The sequence below is a fragment of the Paraburkholderia terricola genome (assembly GCF_003330825.1).
GTDB classification, from domain to species: domain Bacteria; phylum Pseudomonadota; class Gammaproteobacteria; order Burkholderiales; family Burkholderiaceae; genus Paraburkholderia; species Paraburkholderia terricola.
The window spans coordinates 478,888-495,063 of record NZ_CP024941.1 but is presented as its reverse complement, the minus strand read 5'-3'; the positions used below and the strand labels follow the sequence as shown (position 1 = coordinate 495,063).

The window sequence follows — 16,176 nt, the reverse complement described above, 5'->3', positions numbered from 1 at the left end:
AGAGAACTGCTTGAGAAAAAGAGCACGCTCGACGCATGCCGAGCCCGCAACGACGGGCCGCGCGCAGCAAGCCGCCGAATCAGCCCGCGCGGCGGTGCTGCGCCATCGACACCGCCGTATCGATCGCGGCGATCAGGCTGCCCGCGTCGGCGCGACCGGTGCCGGCCAGATCGAGCGCGGTGCCGTGATCGACCGAGGTGCGGATGATCGGCAAGCCGAGCGTGATGTTGATGCCTTCGCCGAAAGTCGCGTATTTCAGCACCGGCAGGCCTTGATCGTGGAACATCGCGAGCACGCAGTCGGCCTCGTCCAGGTAACGCGGCTGGAACAGCGTGTCGGCCGGATAGGGCCCGCGCGCGTCGATGCCCTGGTCATTCACGAGCTTCAGCGCCGGCGCGATGACGTCGATTTCCTCGCGGCCGAGATAACCGTTTTCACCCGCGTGCGGGTTCAACCCCGTCACGAGAATGCGCGGCGCGGGCAAGCCGAAATGGTGGCGCAAGTCGTGATCGACGATGCGCAAGGTCTCGACGATGCCCTCGACCGACAGCGCGGCGGAGACGTCCTTGAGCGGCAGATGCGTGGTAGCCAGCGCGACGCGCAGCGGACGCTTGCCGGTGCCGGCCAGCATCATCACCACGCGCGGCGTGTGGGCGCGTTCGGCCAGATATTCGGTGTGGCCGGTGAACGGCACGCCGGCGTCGTTGATGGTGCTTTTTTGCAGCGGCGCGGTGACGATCGCGTCGAAGGTGCCGGCCATCGCGCCGTCGATCGCGCTATCGAGCAGATCGAGCACGTAGCGGCCATTGGCCGCGTTCAGCTTGCCCGCCTGCGAAGGTGCGCCGAGCGGCCGGTGCTGCACCTGCACGCGCTTGCCGTGCGCCAACAACGCGGCCCAGTCGACGCCGACCGCGCGCGCGCGGTCGGCGAGCAAAGCCGCATCGCCCAGCACGGTGAACTCCGCGCCGGGCCAATGGGTTGCCGCGCCGGCCAGCGCCTGCGCCGTCAGCTCGGGGCCGACGCCCGCGGGCTCGCCGGTCGTGATGGCGATCTGCAACGGAAGGCTGGCGGACGGCGCGGCGCTTGTCATGATGCTTATGGCAAAGCCGAGAGGTTCGGCTTCACTTCCACGTAGGCGGTGTCGCGCAATTCGCGCAGCCAGTCGGCGTAGGCCTGTTCCGCCTTGCGCTGGCCGATTGCCTGACGCGCCAGGTCCATCTGCTGCGCAGCCGAGCCTTCCGATTCGCGGCGGCCCAGCACCTGAATCAGATGGTAGCCGTATTCGCTGCGGACCGGGTCGCTGATCTGGCCGTCCTGCAGGCTGTTCATCGCGCGCTCGAAGTCCGGCACCGTCTCGCCGGGGCTGATCCAGCCGAGGTCGCCGCCTTGCGACGACGAACCGTCTTGCGAGTAGGTGTGCGCGAACTTGGCGAAGTCGCCGCCCGCGGCGATCTGGTTCTTGATCTCGAGCAGCTTCTGACGCGCTTGCGGCTCCGACATGCCGTCGCCGACGCGCAGCAGAATGTGGCGCACGTGCGTTTGCACGAGCTTGACGGCATCCGCCGAGCCGGCGCCTTGACCCGCGCGGCGCTCGACGAGGCGCACGATTTCGAAACCGTCGTTGGTGCGGATCAGATCGGCATTGACCTGACCGGGGCGCAGCGCGGAGGCCGCCTTGACGAACTCAGGCGGCAGCTTGGAAGGCGACACGAAACCGGTATCGCCGCCCTTCGACGCATCGGGCGCCTGCGAATTCGACTTCGCCAGCTTTTCGAAGTTGGCGCCGCCCTTGGCTTCGGCGAGCAGCGCCTGGGCCTTTTTCTGCGCCGCCTCGATGTCGGTTTCCGACGCGTTGAGCGGCGCCTTCAGGAAAATGTGCTGCATATGCAGGTCGCTCGTCAGGCCGGCGTTCGGGCCACGCTGACTGGCGATGTAGTTCGCGACCTCGGCGTCCGAGACCGTGACCTTGCTGTCCACTTCCTTCTCACGCAGACGCGAGAGCGTGAGCTCGGTGCGCGCGTCGCTGGTGAAGGTGGTCCAGGGCACGCCTTGCGCCTCGATGCGCGCGCGATAGGTGTCGAGCGTGAGGTTGTTCGCCTGGGCGAGCCGCTCGAGCGTTTTTTGCACGGTGGCGTCGTCGATGTTGATGCCGTCTTCTTTCGCTTTTTGCAGTTGGATGCGTTCGAGCACCATCTGGTTGAGCACCTGCTGGCGCAGCTGGTCCGTCGGCGGAAGGGGCGCGTTCTGCTGATTCAGCCGGCGCGTGATCAGGCTCGTGCGCTCGTCGAGTTCGCGCCGCGTGATGACACCGTTGTTGACCACTGCGGCGATGGTGTCGACCGTCTGACCGCGACCGCCGTTCAGCGCCTGCGCCTGCACCGGCGCAACCGACAGGAAAGACGCCGCGGCGGCAAGACCGGCCGCGAGTGTTGCCAAGCGAAGCTTTTTCATGATTGCCACAGATACTCCAATGATGTCGGGCGCGCCTGGCCCGTCTTTTCGCATTCTATAAACGACCGCTGTCGGACCAGCGTCATTCGTAATTGGTGAAGCGCGCTTCCGGCGGCGGCGGCGGCGGCAACGGCGTGTAACCCGCCACGCTGTTGCGGAAAGCGGTCATCAGCCCGTTGTCGACGGTCGACAAGCCCTTGAACGTCAACTGCGCGAGAAACCGCGTGCTCGACTGATGCTGCGACGACGTGTTCAGACCGTTCGCATAACGCTGAATCCCGGCGCCGAGCGTCCAGCAGTCGGCGTCGTATTGCAGCCCGACCAGGCCGTCGACGATCCGATGCCCGCCGAGGTCGTAATTGAAACGGCCCACGCCGTACACCCGGTGCGACAGCGGCCATTGCCCCGAAATCAGCACCTGGTTGATCGGCTGGTTGTCCAGCGTGGTGTTCGCGCGCGTGTAGCGATACGCGACGTTGATCACCCTGTTGGTGCCCGGACTGAACCCGAAGCCGATGCTCGTCTTCACCAACTGGTTGTTGTCGGCATTATATTGGAACGCGGTTTCCGAAGCGAAACCGGCGCCGAGCTTGATCGACGCCCCCGCGATCAGGTCCGAATGCGTGGCCTGCGTGCTGGTCTGATTCGGCAGCAGCGTGACCCGCTGGTCCTGGAAATAGTACTGCTGCGCGAGCACGAAGCGCGCGCGTTCGTCGCCGGTGGCCGGATTGATGAAGCGCGTGGTGATGGCCGCGGTCAGACGGTTCGCGTCCGCGATCCGGTCGTTGCCGACGAAGGTGTTCGGCGTGAAAATCTCCGCCAGCCCGAAGTCGGAATCGGCCGTGTCGAACAGCGGCGCCGACGCCTGGTTGCGATACGGCGTGTACACGTAGTACAGCCGCGGCTCGAGCGTCTGAATGTAATCCTGGCCGAAGAGGCGCACCGAACGGTCGAAAATCAGCCCCGTGTCGAAGGTGAGCGTGGGGATCGATTCGTTGAAGTTCTTCGGCGTGCCAGCCGGCACGTCGTTCGAAATGTTGTTCAGGTTGTACGACGCGAAGTGCCATTGCACCTTCGGCGTGACGAAGTAGCCCGGCCCGACCACCGAATACGAGAGGTACGGGTTGAACATCACCCGCTGACCTTGCGTCATGTCCTGGGTGGTGATGCGGAAATTCGTGTAGTCGGCTTCCGCGCCGAAGTCGAAGCCGCCGACGTTGTACTTCGCGTACTTCACGTTCAACTGCGGCTCGCGGCCATACGGCGCGATGGACGGCGTCAGCGTCTGCCAGTGCTGTTCGCGCGCGAGCACCGACCACGGACCGTTGTTGTACGTCAACCCGGCTTCCTGTTGATACAGGAGCTGGGTGCCGTTCATGAACTGATTGACCGACGACGACAGGTCTTCCGGATACGTGTTGTCCGAGACCTTGTTGTAGTAGATGTAGCCGCCGAACCCGTTGCCGAAGTTCTGGTTGTGCTGAATGTACAGCGCGTAGCGGTTGGTCCGCGTGAGCCGGTCGTTGGGCAGGAATTCGCCGGTGATCGAGCCCGCGTAGGTGGGCGACAGATAACGGAACGTGGACTGCACCTGCACGCCGCGCTTCGAGATCACACGCGGCGTGATCGTCAGATCGCGATTGGGCGCGATATTGAAGTAATACGGCACCGACAGTTCGAAGCCGTTCGACGAACTCAGCGAGAAGGTGGGCGGCAAGATGCCGCTGCGCCGCGCGCCCGAAAGCGGGAACGACAGCCACGGCGACGCGAATACCGGCAAGCCCTGGAAGAACAGCACGCTGTTATAGGCGACGCCTTCGTCCGCGCCGGTGTCGAAATCGAATTCGCTGCCCTTGATGTACCAGGCGGGATCGTCCGCGCACGCGCAGGCGGTGTAGGTGCCCTTCGTAAATACCGAGCGCTCGTTGTCGAGCAGATCGACGCGCTCCGCGCTGCCCGAGCCGCCCGTGATGTTGAAGCGGTACTTCGGCGCGGACATGTAGCCTTCGCTCGAATCCACACGCAGATGCGCTTCCGGTCCGGCGAACGAGTTGCCGTTGTTGATCACGCGAACCTGGCCGTATGCGTCGGCCATGTCGGTGTCCTGGTCGTAATGCAGCGCGTCGGCCTTGATCACCGCGGTATTGCGGCGCACTTCGGCCGAGCCCTTGGCGGCCATGTCCTGGTCCGTCGTGCCGCTGGTGCTGTCGCCAAGCACGAACGTGGCCGGCTTCTGGCCAGCCGGCAACGGGTGTTCTTCGAGCTGCGGGGCGAGCCGCATGCCCCAAGGTGCGTCGATCGATTGCGGCTGCGCGGCTTCCCCAACCAACTGGGCGTGCGCAAGCGCGGGCATCAGGCCCGGAACGGCGATCAACGCCGCGACGAGCCGCCTTTTGCGTGGCACTAAGGCACAAGAGGGAATCGTATGGGAAAGCTGTCTAGGCGGCATGTATCGTTTGGCGAATCGGCCCGTCCGTCAGCTTTCGTAGTCACGATCCACCGCCTGCGCACCACGACCGTGACAGTCGGCTGCACATCAAATTTACAATCGGTCGAACGGTGAGGCGGGCGGCAAAGCGGAATACGCGAAAAGCTGGCGTGAGTCGCGTCAAAAAAGTCGTGGGGTATTATATGGCAAGACGTTGCCCCCCTGAATTTGCCGCCGGTTTTCATGACGCTGCCCCCTTCCAAAGACTTCACAGATACCCGCCTCGAACTGCTCAAGGCCTGGCTGCACGGCCATGCGGCGCGCTATGCGCTCGTGCTGGAGACGCTTGCCCCGGCCTCGTCCGACGCCAGTTTTCGCCGCTATTTCCGGCTCGCCGGTAAGGCGGCGGAAGGCGACGACATCGGCACGCTGATCGCCGTCGATGCGCCTCCCCCCGAAAAGTGCCGCGAGTTCGCGCAGATCGCGCAGTTGCTCGATGCGGCCGGCGTGCATGTGCCGCGCGTGCTGGAGCTCGATCTGGAGGCCGGGTTCATGCTCGTCACCGATCTGGGCACCGACTCTTATCTGAGCGCGCTGACCGGCGCGCAAGACGATGCGCGCGACGCGCAAGACACCAACGCGCCGCGCCGCGCCCGCACGCTGATGCGCGACGCCCTCGACGCGCTGATCCGCTGGCAGCTCACGTCGCGTGAAAACGTGCTGCCGCCATTCGACGAAGCCTTCCTGCGCCGCGAGATGGAGTTGATGCCGGAATGGTTCATCGCCCGGCACCTGGGTCGCGAGGTCGACGAAAAAACCCGCGGGCTGCTCGATCGCACCTTCGCGCTGCTGATCGCGAGCGCGCGGGCGCAGCCACAAGTGTTCATGCTGCGCGATTTCATGCCGCGCAATCTGATGATCGCGGAACCCAATCCGGGCGTGCTCGACTTCCAGGACGCGGTGTACGGTCCGATCACCTACGACGTGGCCTCGCTGCTGCGCGACGCGTTTCTCAGTTGGGACGAAGAGTTCGAACTGGATTGCTTCGTGTACTACTGGGAGCGCGCGAAAAAAGCCGGCCTGCCGGTCGACCCCGACTTCGGCGAGTTCTACCGCCAGCTCGAATGGATGGGCCTGCAACGGCACATCAAGGTGCTGGGCCTGTTCTGCCGGATCAACTATCGCGACAGCAAGCCGCATTACATGAAAGATCTGCCGCGTTTCATCGGCTATGCGCGCAAGGTGGCTGAACGCTATGCGCCGCTGCGTCCGTTCGCGAAGCTGCTCGACGATCTCGAAGGCCGCGCGAATGAAGTGGGCTACACCTTCTGACCAATGACGATGCCCCTGAAGAAAGCGATGATTTTCGCCGCGGGCCGCGGCGAACGCATGCGTCCGTTGACCGACGCGTGCCCCAAGCCTTTACTCGAGGTGGGCGGCAAGCCGCTGATCGTGTGGCAGATCGAACGGCTCGCGAGCGCGGGCTTTCAAACCATCGTGATCAACCATGCGTGGCTCGGCGAGCGGATCGAAGCCGCGCTCGGCGACGGCTCGCGCTGGCATGTCCAGTTGCGCTATTCGGCCGAGCACGAAGCACTGGAAACGGCGGGCGGAATCGTGCAGGCCTTGCCGTTGCTCGAAGAGCGCGGCGCTAGCGAAGTATTCGTCGCGGTCAGCGGTGACGTATACGCCGATTACGATTACGCCGCGTTGAACGCACCGGCTGCCCGGCTCGCGGCAATGCCCGAGCCGGGCATGCATCTGGTGATGGTGCCGAACCCGGCGTTTCATCCGGCAGGCGACTTCGGTTTGATCGACGGCGCGCTCTCGCTCGATGCACAGCCGCGCTTCACGTTCGGCAATATCGGGCTTTACGACACGCGCATGTTTCGCGATCTGCCGCGCGGCACGCGGCGCGCGCTCAGGCCGTACTACCGCGAGACGATCGCGCGCGGCCTCGCGAGGGGCGAGTTATTCGAAGGCTTGTGGGAAAACGTCGGCACGCCGGCGCAGTTGCACGCGTTGGATGAGCGTTTGAACGGGCGCTGAGAAATACTCGCTGAAAAGCGCCCACCGAGAAGCGCACACCGGAAAGCAGTAAATCAACGCCCGCCTTCGCCCGCGTCGATCGCGCCCACCGTTTCCGGCGTCTCCGCCGCGCGTTGCTGCTGCAACGCCCACATCTGCGCGAACAGGCCGTTCGCGCGCAGCAATTCGGCGTGCGTGCCGCGCTCGACGATCCGCCCTCTATCCATCACGATGATCTGCTGTGCGTGCACCACCGTCGACAGCCGGTGCGCGATGATCAGCGTCGTGCGCTCGCGGGCGATCTGGTCGAGTTCGTGCTGAATGGCGCGCTCCGAACGTGAATCGAGCGCGGAGGTCGCTTCGTCGAACAGCAGGATCGGCGGATTCTTGAGGATGGTCCGCGCAATCGCGACCCGCTGCTTCTCGCCGCCCGACAGTTTCAACCCGCGCTCGCCGACCGGCGTCTCATACCCTTTCGGCAAGCCTTCGATGAATTCGTGAATGTGCGCCGCGCGCGCCGCCGCGATCACTTCCTCGCGTGCCGCCGACGGGCGGCCATAAGCGATGTTGTAGTAGATCGAGTCGTTGAACAGCACGGTGTCCTGCGGCACGATGCCGATCGACGCGCGCAGCGAATCCTGCGTGACGTCGCGAATGTCCTGACCGTCGATGGTGATCGCGCCACCCGTCGCGCGGTCCAGATCGTAGAAGCGGAACATCAACCGTGCGAGCGTGGATTTGCCCGAGCCGCTATGACCGACCACCGCCGTGGTGGTGCCGGCGGGAATCGTGAAACTCACGTCGTGCAGAATCTGCCGCGCCGGCTCATACGCGAAGTTCACATGCTCGAAGCGCACTTGCGCGCCGCTCACCTTCAACGCCGGCGCGTCCGGCAGATCGGGCACTTCCCGCGCGGCGCCGAGCAGCGTGAACATGCGGTCCATGTCGGTGAGACTTTGCTTCAGTTCCCGATACACGACGCCGAGAAAATTCAGCGGAATATAGAGCTGCAACATGAACGTGTTGATCAGCACCAGATCGCCGAGCGTGAGGCGCCCGGCCATCACGCCCTCGGTCGCGCGCCACAGAATGAACACGAGCCCCGTGCCGATGATCGCCTGCTGACCGAAATTCAGCGCCGACAGCGAGCGCTGCGACTTGATCGCCGCCGTGCGGTAGCGCTTGAGGTTTTCGTCGTAGCGTTGCGCTTCCCACTCTTCGTTGCCGAAGTACTTCACGGTCTCGTAGTTGAGCAGCGAATCGATCGCGCGCGAGTTCGCCTTCGAATCGAGATCGTTCATCGTGCGGCGAAAATGCGTGCGCCATTCGGTGACCTTCACCGTGAAAACGATGTACACGGCGAGCGCGATGAACGTGACCACCGCGTAATACGCCTCGTATTTGACGACAAAAAACCCAAGCACGAGACCGACTTCGACGAGCGTCGGCAGAATGCTGTACAGCGAATACGAAATGAGTTGCGTGATGCCGCGCGTGCCACGCTCGATGTCGCGCGACATGCCGCCCGTCTGCCGTTCCAGATGGAACCGCAGCGACAGCGCATGCAAATGGCGGAACACCTTCAGCGCAAGTTGGCGCACCGCGCTTTCGGTCACTTTCGAAAACAGGATCTCGCGCAACTCGGTGAAGAGCGAGGTGGAGAGCCGCACCACCGCATACGCGACCACCAGCAAGCCGACGCCGCCCAGCAGCACGATACCCGGCGAATCCTGCGCGCGGCCGAGCGCGGTGAGATGCTGCACCGAGGCGAGATTGTCGACGATCCGCTTCATCACGATCGGCACGCCGAGGTTGGCGATCTTCGCGCCGATCAGGCAACTCAGCGCGAACGCGACGCGCCATTTGTAGGTGGCGAGATACGGCAGCAGCGACAGGATCGTCTGCCAGTCGTTGCGCGGCTGGGTGGAAATCGGCGAGGGTTCGGACGAGGGCGTGCGGCGCATGGGATCGGCTGGGGAGAGGGTGGAAGCGACGGAGTTCGCAGCGAACGGCGCGCGCGACGACACTTGAGTGACCCAGCGGACGCGGCCTCCCGGCCCGTCACACTGGTTTTTGTCGCGCGACCCGGCTGGGCGCTTTCCCGTACAATTCCTAGTCTTTCCATTGTCGCAGAAGCCGGCTGGCGCCGCTTTCCACGGGTTGTCCGGCCCATCGTTCACGTTGGCCGCGCGGTCGTGCCCCACGGCCGTGTCGTACCGTTGTCGTGAATCCCCGCCTGCCGGTCGAGCCGACCGAGCCACATACGTTTTCAAGGGTGTCCCGATGACCGATCTTCCGCAACTCCCGCAAAAGCCTTGCGCGCTGCGCGTCGTGCCGCAGCCGTCGGACGCGAATGTCCACGGCGACGTGTTCGGCGGCTGGATCATGGCTCAGGTGGACATAGCCGGCTCCATTCCGGCAAGCCGCCGCGCCAACGGGCGGGTCGCCACCATCGCGGTCAATTCGTTCGTGTTCAAGCAGCCGGTGTTCGTCGGCGATCTGCTGAGTTTTTACGCGGATATCGTCAAGACGGGCAACACGTCGGTGACGGTGTCGGTCGAGGTCTACGCGCAGCGTATGAGCCTGACGCAAGATGTCGTGAAGGTGACCGAGGCGACCCTGACCTACGTCGCCACCGACAGCGACCGCCGTCCGCGCGCGCTGCCGGTGCTGGACTGAGCGGCTCGCGCAAAGAGGCTCGCGCTGCACGAACCAGCGCGCGAAGCGCGAAGCTACTTCGCGGCAATCGACAAAGGCGAGCCGCTGTCACGCAAATAGGCGTCGACCTGCCCTTCGATCCACTGCGCGAAATGCGCCTGCCTGGCATCGAGGGTTTCGCGCTGCTGCCACACCAGCCAATACGGATACCGGTAGGGCACGCGAATCTCAGTGATCTGCACCAGTTCGCCGCGCGTCAGCGCATGCGCGACCAGGCTGCGCCGTTCGAGCGCCACGCCCTGCCCGAGCAGGACTGCACCGAGAACGATGTTCGAATCGTTCGACGACAGCACCACCGCTTCGGCGTCCGGCTCCGCCACCCCGGCCGCTTGACACCACGGCGCCCACGGCGCGTCGGGGCTTGAAATCAGCGGGCAGGCGATCACGTCCTCGGCGCTGACGGGAAAGCGGCCGTTCGGCGCGAGCGCGAAATGCGGCGCGGCAACCACCACCATCTCGTCGTCGAACAGTTTCTGTTGCGCGACGTCCGGCCAGTGCCCCTGGCCCATGCGAATGCCGACGTCGCTCACGCCCTGGCGCAAGTCCTCGATCTGCAAACTTGTCAGCAAACGGACCCGATAGTAAGGATGCGCATGGCGAAAGCTCGCGAGACGCGGCACGAGCCAATGTTGCGCGAACGACGGCAAGGTCGCGATCACCAGTTCGCTTTCGTGCGGACGCGCCTGCGCGCGGCGCGTGGCTTGCGTGATGTCGCGCAGCGCCGCGCGGATTTCGAGCGCGTAGAAACGTCCTTCCTCGGTGAGCCGCAGGCCGCGCGCCTCGCGCACGAACAGCGCGACCCCCATCGACTCTTCCAGCACCTTGATTTGCTGGCTCACGGCCGAATGCGTGACATGCAACTCGCGCGCGGCCTGAGTCACGCCGCCCAAGCGGGCGACGGCTTCGAAACAGCGAAGCGCGGTTAAAGGCGGGATGGGTTTCATGTAAGAAATTCTGACGTAAACCGTCGAATAATGTCGCTTTTTTTGGCGCGAAGAGATGCTTAAGCTATCGGTTCGATGCGCCACCGTCACCGCCACTGACCGGCTAGCCGCAGTGCCGCGAACCGAGGCGCGCAATGATAGATCCTCTAACGGGAAATGCGATGAAACTGATCGGAATGCTCGATTCGCCTTACGTGCGCCGCGTCGCGATCTGCCTCAAATTGCTGAAGCTCGACTTCGAGCACCAGTCGATCTCCGTGTTCAGCACCTACGACCAGTTCGCGAAAATCAACCCGGTCGTCAAGGCGCCCACGCTGATCGCCGACAACGGCCAGAGCGTGATGGATTCGACGGTGATTCTTCAGTACCTCGCGACGCTCGCCGGGCCGGAGCAACGGCTCTTCCCGTCGCGCCCGGACGCCTGCCTGCGCGCCGCCCGTCTCACGGGGCTCGCGCTTGCCGCGTGCGACAAGACCGTGCAGATCGTCTACGAACGCAATCTGCGCCCGGCGGATAAGCAGCATGAGCCTTGGATGGAGCGCGTGCGCTCGCAAATGCTCGCGGCCTACGGCGAACTCGAGCAGGAAGTGGCGGCGGCACCGCTGCCGATCGAGTCCGATCACTTCGGCGCGGCCGACGTCACGGTGGCCGTGGCCTGGCGTTTCACGCAGATGATGTTGCCGCAGATCGTCAGCGCAGCGGACCATCCGCGCTTGCAGGCGTTCGCCGCGCGCGCCGAGCAACTGCCGGAATTCGTGAGCACGCCCCCGGTGTGAGCGTGTCGCGGCGAGCGCTCGACCGCGCTCGCCGCACCGCGCGTCACACCGTCGCCAGTTCGCGCCCCACGCCGCCCTGAAACAATGCGGAAATCGCGTCCGTCGACAAAGGCTTCGCGAAGTAGAAGCCCTGCATTTCGTCGCACGCGCGCTCCTTCAGGAAATCGAGTTGCGCGGACGTCTCCACGCCTTCGGCGATCACCTGCAGCTTCAGTGAGTGCGCCAGCGCGATGATCGCCGACGTGATGGTTTCATCGTCGCCAGAAATGCCGATGTCCGATACGAACGAGCGGTCGATCTTCAGGCGGTCCACCGGAAAGCGCTTCAGATAGCTGAGGCTCGAATAGCCGGTGCCGAAGTCGTCGATGGCGAGACCGATGCCGAGCGCATGCAGTTCGTTGAGCATCGACACCGCCTCCTCGGCGTTGCGCATGATCGTGCTCTCGGTCAGTTCGAGTTCCAGATACCGCGGTTCGAGCCCGGTCTCGGCCAGCACCTGCATCACCAGCTTGGCGATGTCGCGCTGCTGGAACACCCGCGCGGACAGGTTCACCGATACGCGCGCCGGCGGCAAACCCTCATCCTGCCAGGCCTTGTTCTGGCGGCACGCCTCGCGCAACACCCACTCCGAAAGCGGCCCGATCAGCCCGCTTTCCTCCGCGACCGGAATGAACGACGACGGCGGCACCAGCCCCGCTTCGGGATCGCGCCAGCGCACCAGCGCTTCGGTGCCGACGATCTGTCCGCTCACGATGTCCACCTGCGGCTGATAGTGCAGCAGGAATTCGTTGTCGCGCAGCGCCCGGCGCAGACGCCGGTCGAGGTTCAGCCGCGCGCTCGCGCTCGCGTTCATCTCCGGCTGATAGAACTGGAACGTGTTGCGGCCCATGTCCTTCGCGCGATACATCGCGAGGTCGGCCTTCTTCATCAGCGTTTCGGCGTCGTCGCCGTCTTGCGGGAAGAGGCTCGCGCCCATGCTGCAACCCACGTACAGCTCGGTGCCGTCGAGCCACACCGGCTCGGAAATCGACGCGCGCACGCGCTCCATCCATGCGATCAGCGATTGCTCGTCGACCGTATCGGTCATCACGATCACGAACTCGTCGCCGCCGTGCCGCGCCACGGTGTCGCTCGTGCGCGTGCAGCGCGCGAGCCGTTCCGCGACCACGCTCAACAGACGGTCGCCGACGCTATGGCCGAGGCTGTCGTTGACGTTCTTGAAGCCGTCCAGATCCATGAACACGACGGCGACGCCCTTGTGCTGCCGCTGCGCGACGATCAACGCGTGCTGCAGACGGTCGCGCAGCAGGTTGCGATTGGGCAGCCGCGTGAGGCTGTCGTAGTTGGCCTGGTATTCGAGTTGTTCCTGATAGCGCATCAGGTCGGTCACGTCGTTGATCACGCCGATGTGATGCGTGATCACGCCTTCCGCGTTCGGCACCGGCGCGATGAACAGTTGATTCCAGAACAGCGCGCCGTCCTTGCGATAGTTGCGCACCACCGCGCTCACTTCGCGGTTCGCCGCGAGCGCCTGGCGAATCGAGGCGACGCCTTCCTGGTCGCGGTCGTCGCGCTGCAGCACGCGGCAATCCTGGCCGATCACTTCGGCGGGATCGTAACCGGTGATGCGCATGAACGCCGGATTCACGTATTCGATCAGATTGCCCGCCGGCGATGGCGCGGTGATCAGAATCGCGTTGACGCTGGCGTCGAGCGCGCGGCTTTGCAGACGCAACGCGAGATCGGCGCGCTTGCGCTCGGTAATGTCCGTATACGAACCGAGCACGCCGATCACGCGGCCGTCGCCGTCGGTGAACGGCAGCTTGCTCGTCATCGTGGTGCGATGCACGCCGCCGATCATCACGTCGACTTCGAAATTCATCTTCGGCACGCCGGTGCTCACCACCTCCTGGTCGTGCTGATTCAGCAGATCGGCGAACGCGCGCCACGGCATGTCGGCGTCGCTCTTGCCCACCACCTGCTCGGGATAGGCGAGCCCGGCATCGCGCGCGAACGCCATGTTGCAGCCGAGATAGCGCGATTGCTGATCCTTCCAGAAGATGCGCTGCGGAATGTTGTCGATCACCGTTTCGAGCATCTGGTTCGAACGCCGCGCTTCGGCCTCGGCGTTGATCTGCTCGGTGACGTCGTCGGCCAGCACGAAAAGCGCGGCGCGCCCCATGAAATTCAGCGCGTGATACGAAATGTCGGCGCTGATCGTGGAGCCGTCCTTGCGCCGGTGATGCCAGATGCCCGCCATCGTGCGGCCGTGCGACACCGCGTCGCTGCGCTGCAAGTGCGATTCGAGACGCGGGACTTCGCTGTCCGGCCGGATCGCGCGAATCGTCATGCGCAGGAATTCTGTTTCCGTGTAACCGTATTGCTGAATCGCGGCCGCGTTGACGGCGAGAAAGCGCAGCGTCTCGCGATCGAAGATATACATCGGCACCGGATGATCGTCGAACAGGCTGCGAAAGCGCTCGTCGTTGCGGCCGAGCGCGCGGACGCTGCGCAGCTTCTCGCGCGCGCTGTTTTCGCGTGCGCTGAACGTGAGAATCAACAGCGCGCTGCCGGCCAGCATCGTCACGATCAGCAGAAACGTCGCGCGCCGGGTTTCGCTCGCCGACGCCGCGAGCGACGCCTTCAACGCGCGGTTCTCCTCGCTGCGCAGGGCCGCCAGCGCGGCTTCGACGCGATCCAGCACGAGCCCGAGATGCGTATAGGCGGATGCCGCCCACGTGCGTGAGGTATCCGGTTCGGCGTGGGCGCTTTTGACGAGCGCGTCGTCGAGATCATGGCGCAGCGCCAGGCTGTCCGCGCTCAGCCTCGCCAGCGCGGCGAGCATGGCCGGCTCGCCGGCGAGTTCGGCACGCAGATCGCGCTCGAGACCGGCGAGCGTTGCGCTCAGCGCGGTGGCCGCATGCGCGGGCGCCGGCTCGCCCGATGCCTCGAAACGGCCCAGCGCCGCGAGTCCGCCGTCGAGCGCGGCCTGGTACGCGTCGAGGTTCTGGCGCACGTTCGTCGAACGCAGCATGCGTGCGTCGGCGTCGCGCTGGCCGCAAATCTGCGTATAGGCGACGAACGCATTCGCGCCGAGCGCGGCGGCGACGACCGCTATATTGATCAGCAGCCGCTTCGTGAGAAAAGGAGTCATGGGTTCCGAACGTCAATCGTTCTCTTGACGGGAGCGCGCGGCCGCTGCCGATGCGCCGCGGCGCATCGAGGCAAGTCCTTTTACGCGCCAACTCATGGATAACGGCAGCGTTCGGGACAGGTTGAGGGGGGTGAGTGAAAAAAATCGCGGGGGGTGCCTAGCCGGCCGCGCCTAGCCGGCCGCACCGAATTCCTTCATCGCGGGGACGAAGTCGTGATTGGCTTCCGGCTTGCGCGACAATTTGGCGAGCACGTAGCGCTTGAATGGCGCGAGGGCGGCCCACTGGGCGACGCTCGGCGCGGCGAGACCGGCCAGCCCCGCTTGCTGCGCGACGCCTTCCGGCACGCTGTCGATGCGGCGCCAGGCCGGTGACTCCTCGGGCGTGAACCATTCCGGCTCGACGTTCGCGTGAGTGCGCAGCATCTCGAACAGCGCGTGATCGAAGTTCGGCTCGATTTCCGCGTCTTCCTCCACCGGGAAACGCGCCAGCAATTTGCGGTCCTCGAGCGGCAGCAACTGCCACTGCGCGAGCGTGATGCGCAGGCCGAAACGGTCGAGATTGAACCGCACCGACATGGGGATATACGTGAAATTCTCCGAGGACTCGACCTCGAAGTTGAACAGCAGCGGTGCTTCGTTGAGTCCCATGACAAGTTCCTCTTGGATGACGGGCAACGCGCAAGCCCGGCTTGGGGTATTTTAGAACCTTATTCGCGTAAAGGCGGCGCGGCTTCAAGCCGTCGCTACCCTTGGCGGCGCGGGGCGGGCAGAGGCCGCAAGCGCGCAGGCGCGCGGCATGGCAAAGGAGTGAACCAGCTTGAACGATATGGAAACAGCCGGACAGCCGGGCGCGGTCGAGCGCCAGGTGCGCCGGCATCGCGGCGCGGCGGTCGAAACCGTTACCGATCACATCGGTCAGGAATGGCCGGTGGCGCTCGTCTTCAATGGCATTTCGCACGCGGTGATGATGTGCACGCCCTGCGATCTCGAAGCGTTCGCGGTCGGCTTCGCGATTTCGGAAGGCATCGTCGGGCGCGGCAGCGATATTCAGGACATCGAGGTCGAATTGCACGACGACGGCGAATTGCCGCATGCCGAAGTGCAATTGCAGGTCGTGCAGCAGGCGTTCGTCGCGCTGAAGGAAAAGCGCCGCGCGCTGGCCGGGCGCACCGGCTGCGGCGTGTGCGGAATCGAAAGCATCGATCTGCTGGATCTGCAACCTGAGCGGGTGCCCGATACCGGCTTTCTGCAACGGCTCGCGCCGGATGCGATTGCTCGCGCCGCGCGCGAATTGCCCGAGCACCAGGCGCTGACGCGGCTGACCGGCGGCCTGCACGCCGCCGCATGGTGCGACGCGGCAGGCGCGATCCGCTACGCGTTCGAGGACGTCGGCCGTCACAACGCGCTCGACAAACTGATCGGCCGGCTCGTGCTCGATCGCGTGGACACACAAGACGGGTTCGTGTTTCTGTCGAGCCGCGCGAGCTACGAGTTGGTGCGCAAGGCCGCTCGCGTCGGCGTGCCGATGCTCGCCACCATCTCGGCGCCGTCGTCGCTCGCGATTGCGATTGCGCGCAAGGCGGGCGTGCGGCTCGTCAGCTTCTGCCGCGAAACGAGCTACGTCGACTACGACACGTTGCAGCCGGCGCAGTCGTGAGCCGCGCCGCCGGCTCTCGC

Annotated in this window: 12 protein-coding genes; 5 read left to right on the top strand and 7 right to left on the bottom strand. The window is 64.8% G+C overall.

Going from position 1 to position 16,176, the window contains the following annotated elements:
* Positions 1 to 79 precede the first annotated feature (79 nt).
* From pdxA to CUJ90_RS02215, 3 genes are all read right to left on the bottom strand, one after another.
* On the bottom strand, positions 80 to 1,090 hold the full coding sequence (pdxA, locus tag CUJ90_RS02225; protein WP_114161881.1) for a 4-hydroxythreonine-4-phosphate dehydrogenase PdxA: 1,011 nt from the start codon (positions 1,088 to 1,090) through the stop codon (positions 80 to 82).
* A gap of 5 nt (positions 1,091 to 1,095) precedes the next feature.
* The gene (locus CUJ90_RS02220; protein WP_114161880.1) at positions 1,096 to 2,460 is read right to left on the bottom strand and encodes a peptidylprolyl isomerase; all 1,365 of its coding nucleotides are present in this window, start codon (positions 2,458 to 2,460) and stop codon (positions 1,096 to 1,098) included.
* Positions 2,461 to 2,533: 73 nt separating this feature from the next.
* Positions 2,534 to 4,900: an LPS-assembly protein LptD gene (locus tag CUJ90_RS02215; protein WP_083084614.1), complete on the bottom strand. Its 2,367-nt coding sequence runs from the start codon at positions 4,898 to 4,900 to the stop codon at positions 2,534 to 2,536.
* A 222-nt stretch (positions 4,901 to 5,122) separates the two neighbouring features.
* Here CUJ90_RS02215 and CUJ90_RS02210 point away from each other — a divergent pair, with 222 nt between their 5' ends.
* Complete coding sequence (locus tag CUJ90_RS02210; RefSeq protein WP_114161879.1) at positions 5,123 to 6,211, top strand: aminoglycoside phosphotransferase family protein; 1,089 nt, start codon at positions 5,123 to 5,125, stop codon at positions 6,209 to 6,211.
* Between the two features lie 3 nt (positions 6,212 to 6,214).
* Positions 6,215 to 6,928, top strand: a complete 714-nt coding sequence (gene murU / locus CUJ90_RS02205; protein WP_114161878.1) for an N-acetylmuramate alpha-1-phosphate uridylyltransferase MurU — start codon at positions 6,215 to 6,217, stop codon at positions 6,926 to 6,928.
* A 53-nt stretch (positions 6,929 to 6,981) separates the two neighbouring features.
* Here the strand turns inward: murU and CUJ90_RS02200 are convergent, their stop codons facing one another.
* Positions 6,982 to 8,871 carry an ABCB family ABC transporter ATP-binding protein/permease gene (locus CUJ90_RS02200; protein ID WP_114161877.1) on the bottom strand — a complete coding sequence of 630 codons (1,890 nt, stop codon included), beginning with the start codon at positions 8,869 to 8,871 and terminating at the stop codon, positions 6,982 to 6,984.
* A 319-nt stretch (positions 8,872 to 9,190) separates the two neighbouring features.
* Here CUJ90_RS02200 and CUJ90_RS02195 point away from each other — a divergent pair, with 319 nt between their 5' ends.
* Positions 9,191 to 9,586, top strand: a complete 396-nt coding sequence (locus CUJ90_RS02195) for an acyl-CoA thioesterase (protein WP_073428267.1) — start codon at positions 9,191 to 9,193, stop codon at positions 9,584 to 9,586.
* 53 nt (positions 9,587 to 9,639) lie between these two features.
* On the opposite strand, the gene CUJ90_RS02190 is transcribed toward CUJ90_RS02195, so the two are convergent.
* Positions 9,640 to 10,569, bottom strand: a complete 930-nt coding sequence (locus tag CUJ90_RS02190) for a LysR substrate-binding domain-containing protein (protein WP_114161876.1) — start codon at positions 10,567 to 10,569, stop codon at positions 9,640 to 9,642.
* Between the two features lie 161 nt (positions 10,570 to 10,730).
* Between CUJ90_RS02190 and CUJ90_RS02185 the strand changes: the two genes are divergently transcribed.
* Positions 10,731 to 11,345: a glutathione S-transferase gene (locus CUJ90_RS02185; RefSeq protein ID WP_114161875.1), complete on the top strand. Its 615-nt coding sequence runs from the start codon at positions 10,731 to 10,733 to the stop codon at positions 11,343 to 11,345.
* 43 nt (positions 11,346 to 11,388) lie between these two features.
* Here the strand turns inward: CUJ90_RS02185 and CUJ90_RS02180 are convergent, their stop codons facing one another.
* A complete protein-coding gene (locus tag CUJ90_RS02180) occupies positions 11,389 to 14,499 on the bottom strand; it encodes an EAL domain-containing protein (RefSeq protein ID WP_083084624.1) in 3,111 nt (1,036 codons plus the stop codon).
* Positions 14,500 to 14,670: 171 nt separating this feature from the next.
* Positions 14,671 to 15,147 carry a nitrate reductase associated protein gene (locus CUJ90_RS02175; protein WP_073428271.1) on the bottom strand — a complete coding sequence of 159 codons (477 nt, stop codon included), beginning with the start codon at positions 15,145 to 15,147 and terminating at the stop codon, positions 14,671 to 14,673.
* Positions 15,148 to 15,325: 178 nt separating this feature from the next.
* On the opposite strand from CUJ90_RS02175, the gene fdhD reads away from it, so the two are divergent.
* Entirely contained in the window at positions 15,326 to 16,156 is an 831-nt protein-coding gene (gene fdhD, locus CUJ90_RS02170) for a formate dehydrogenase accessory sulfurtransferase FdhD (protein ID WP_421380613.1), read from the top strand.
* Positions 16,157 to 16,176 lie beyond the last annotated feature (20 nt).

Bases quoted from the DNA above. Each gene is read 5' to 3' on its own strand.
- pdxA (WP_114161881.1), bottom strand. From the start codon at position 1,090: ATGACAAGCGCCGCGCCGTCCGCCAGCCTTCCGTTGCAGATCGCCATC.
- CUJ90_RS02215 (WP_083084614.1), bottom strand. From the start codon at position 4,900: ATGCCGCCTAGACAGCTTTCCCATACGATTCCCTCTTGTGCCTTAGTG.
- CUJ90_RS02210 (WP_114161879.1), top strand. From the start codon at position 5,123: ATGACGCTGCCCCCTTCCAAAGACTTCACAGATACCCGCCTCGAACTG.
- murU (WP_114161878.1), top strand. From the start codon at position 6,215: ATGACGATGCCCCTGAAGAAAGCGATGATTTTCGCCGCGGGCCGCGGC.
- CUJ90_RS02200 (WP_114161877.1), bottom strand. From the start codon at position 8,871: ATGCGCCGCACGCCCTCGTCCGAACCCTCGCCGATTTCCACCCAGCCG.
- CUJ90_RS02195 (WP_073428267.1), top strand. From the start codon at position 9,191: ATGACCGATCTTCCGCAACTCCCGCAAAAGCCTTGCGCGCTGCGCGTC.
- CUJ90_RS02190 (WP_114161876.1), bottom strand. From the start codon at position 10,569: ATGAAACCCATCCCGCCTTTAACCGCGCTTCGCTGTTTCGAAGCCGTC.
- CUJ90_RS02185 (WP_114161875.1), top strand. From the start codon at position 10,731: ATGAAACTGATCGGAATGCTCGATTCGCCTTACGTGCGCCGCGTCGCG.
- CUJ90_RS02180 (WP_083084624.1), bottom strand. From the start codon at position 14,499: ATGACTCCTTTTCTCACGAAGCGGCTGCTGATCAATATAGCGGTCGTC.
- CUJ90_RS02175 (WP_073428271.1), bottom strand. From the start codon at position 15,147: ATGGGACTCAACGAAGCACCGCTGCTGTTCAACTTCGAGGTCGAGTCC.
- fdhD (WP_421380613.1), top strand. From the start codon at position 15,326: ATGGAAACAGCCGGACAGCCGGGCGCGGTCGAGCGCCAGGTGCGCCGG.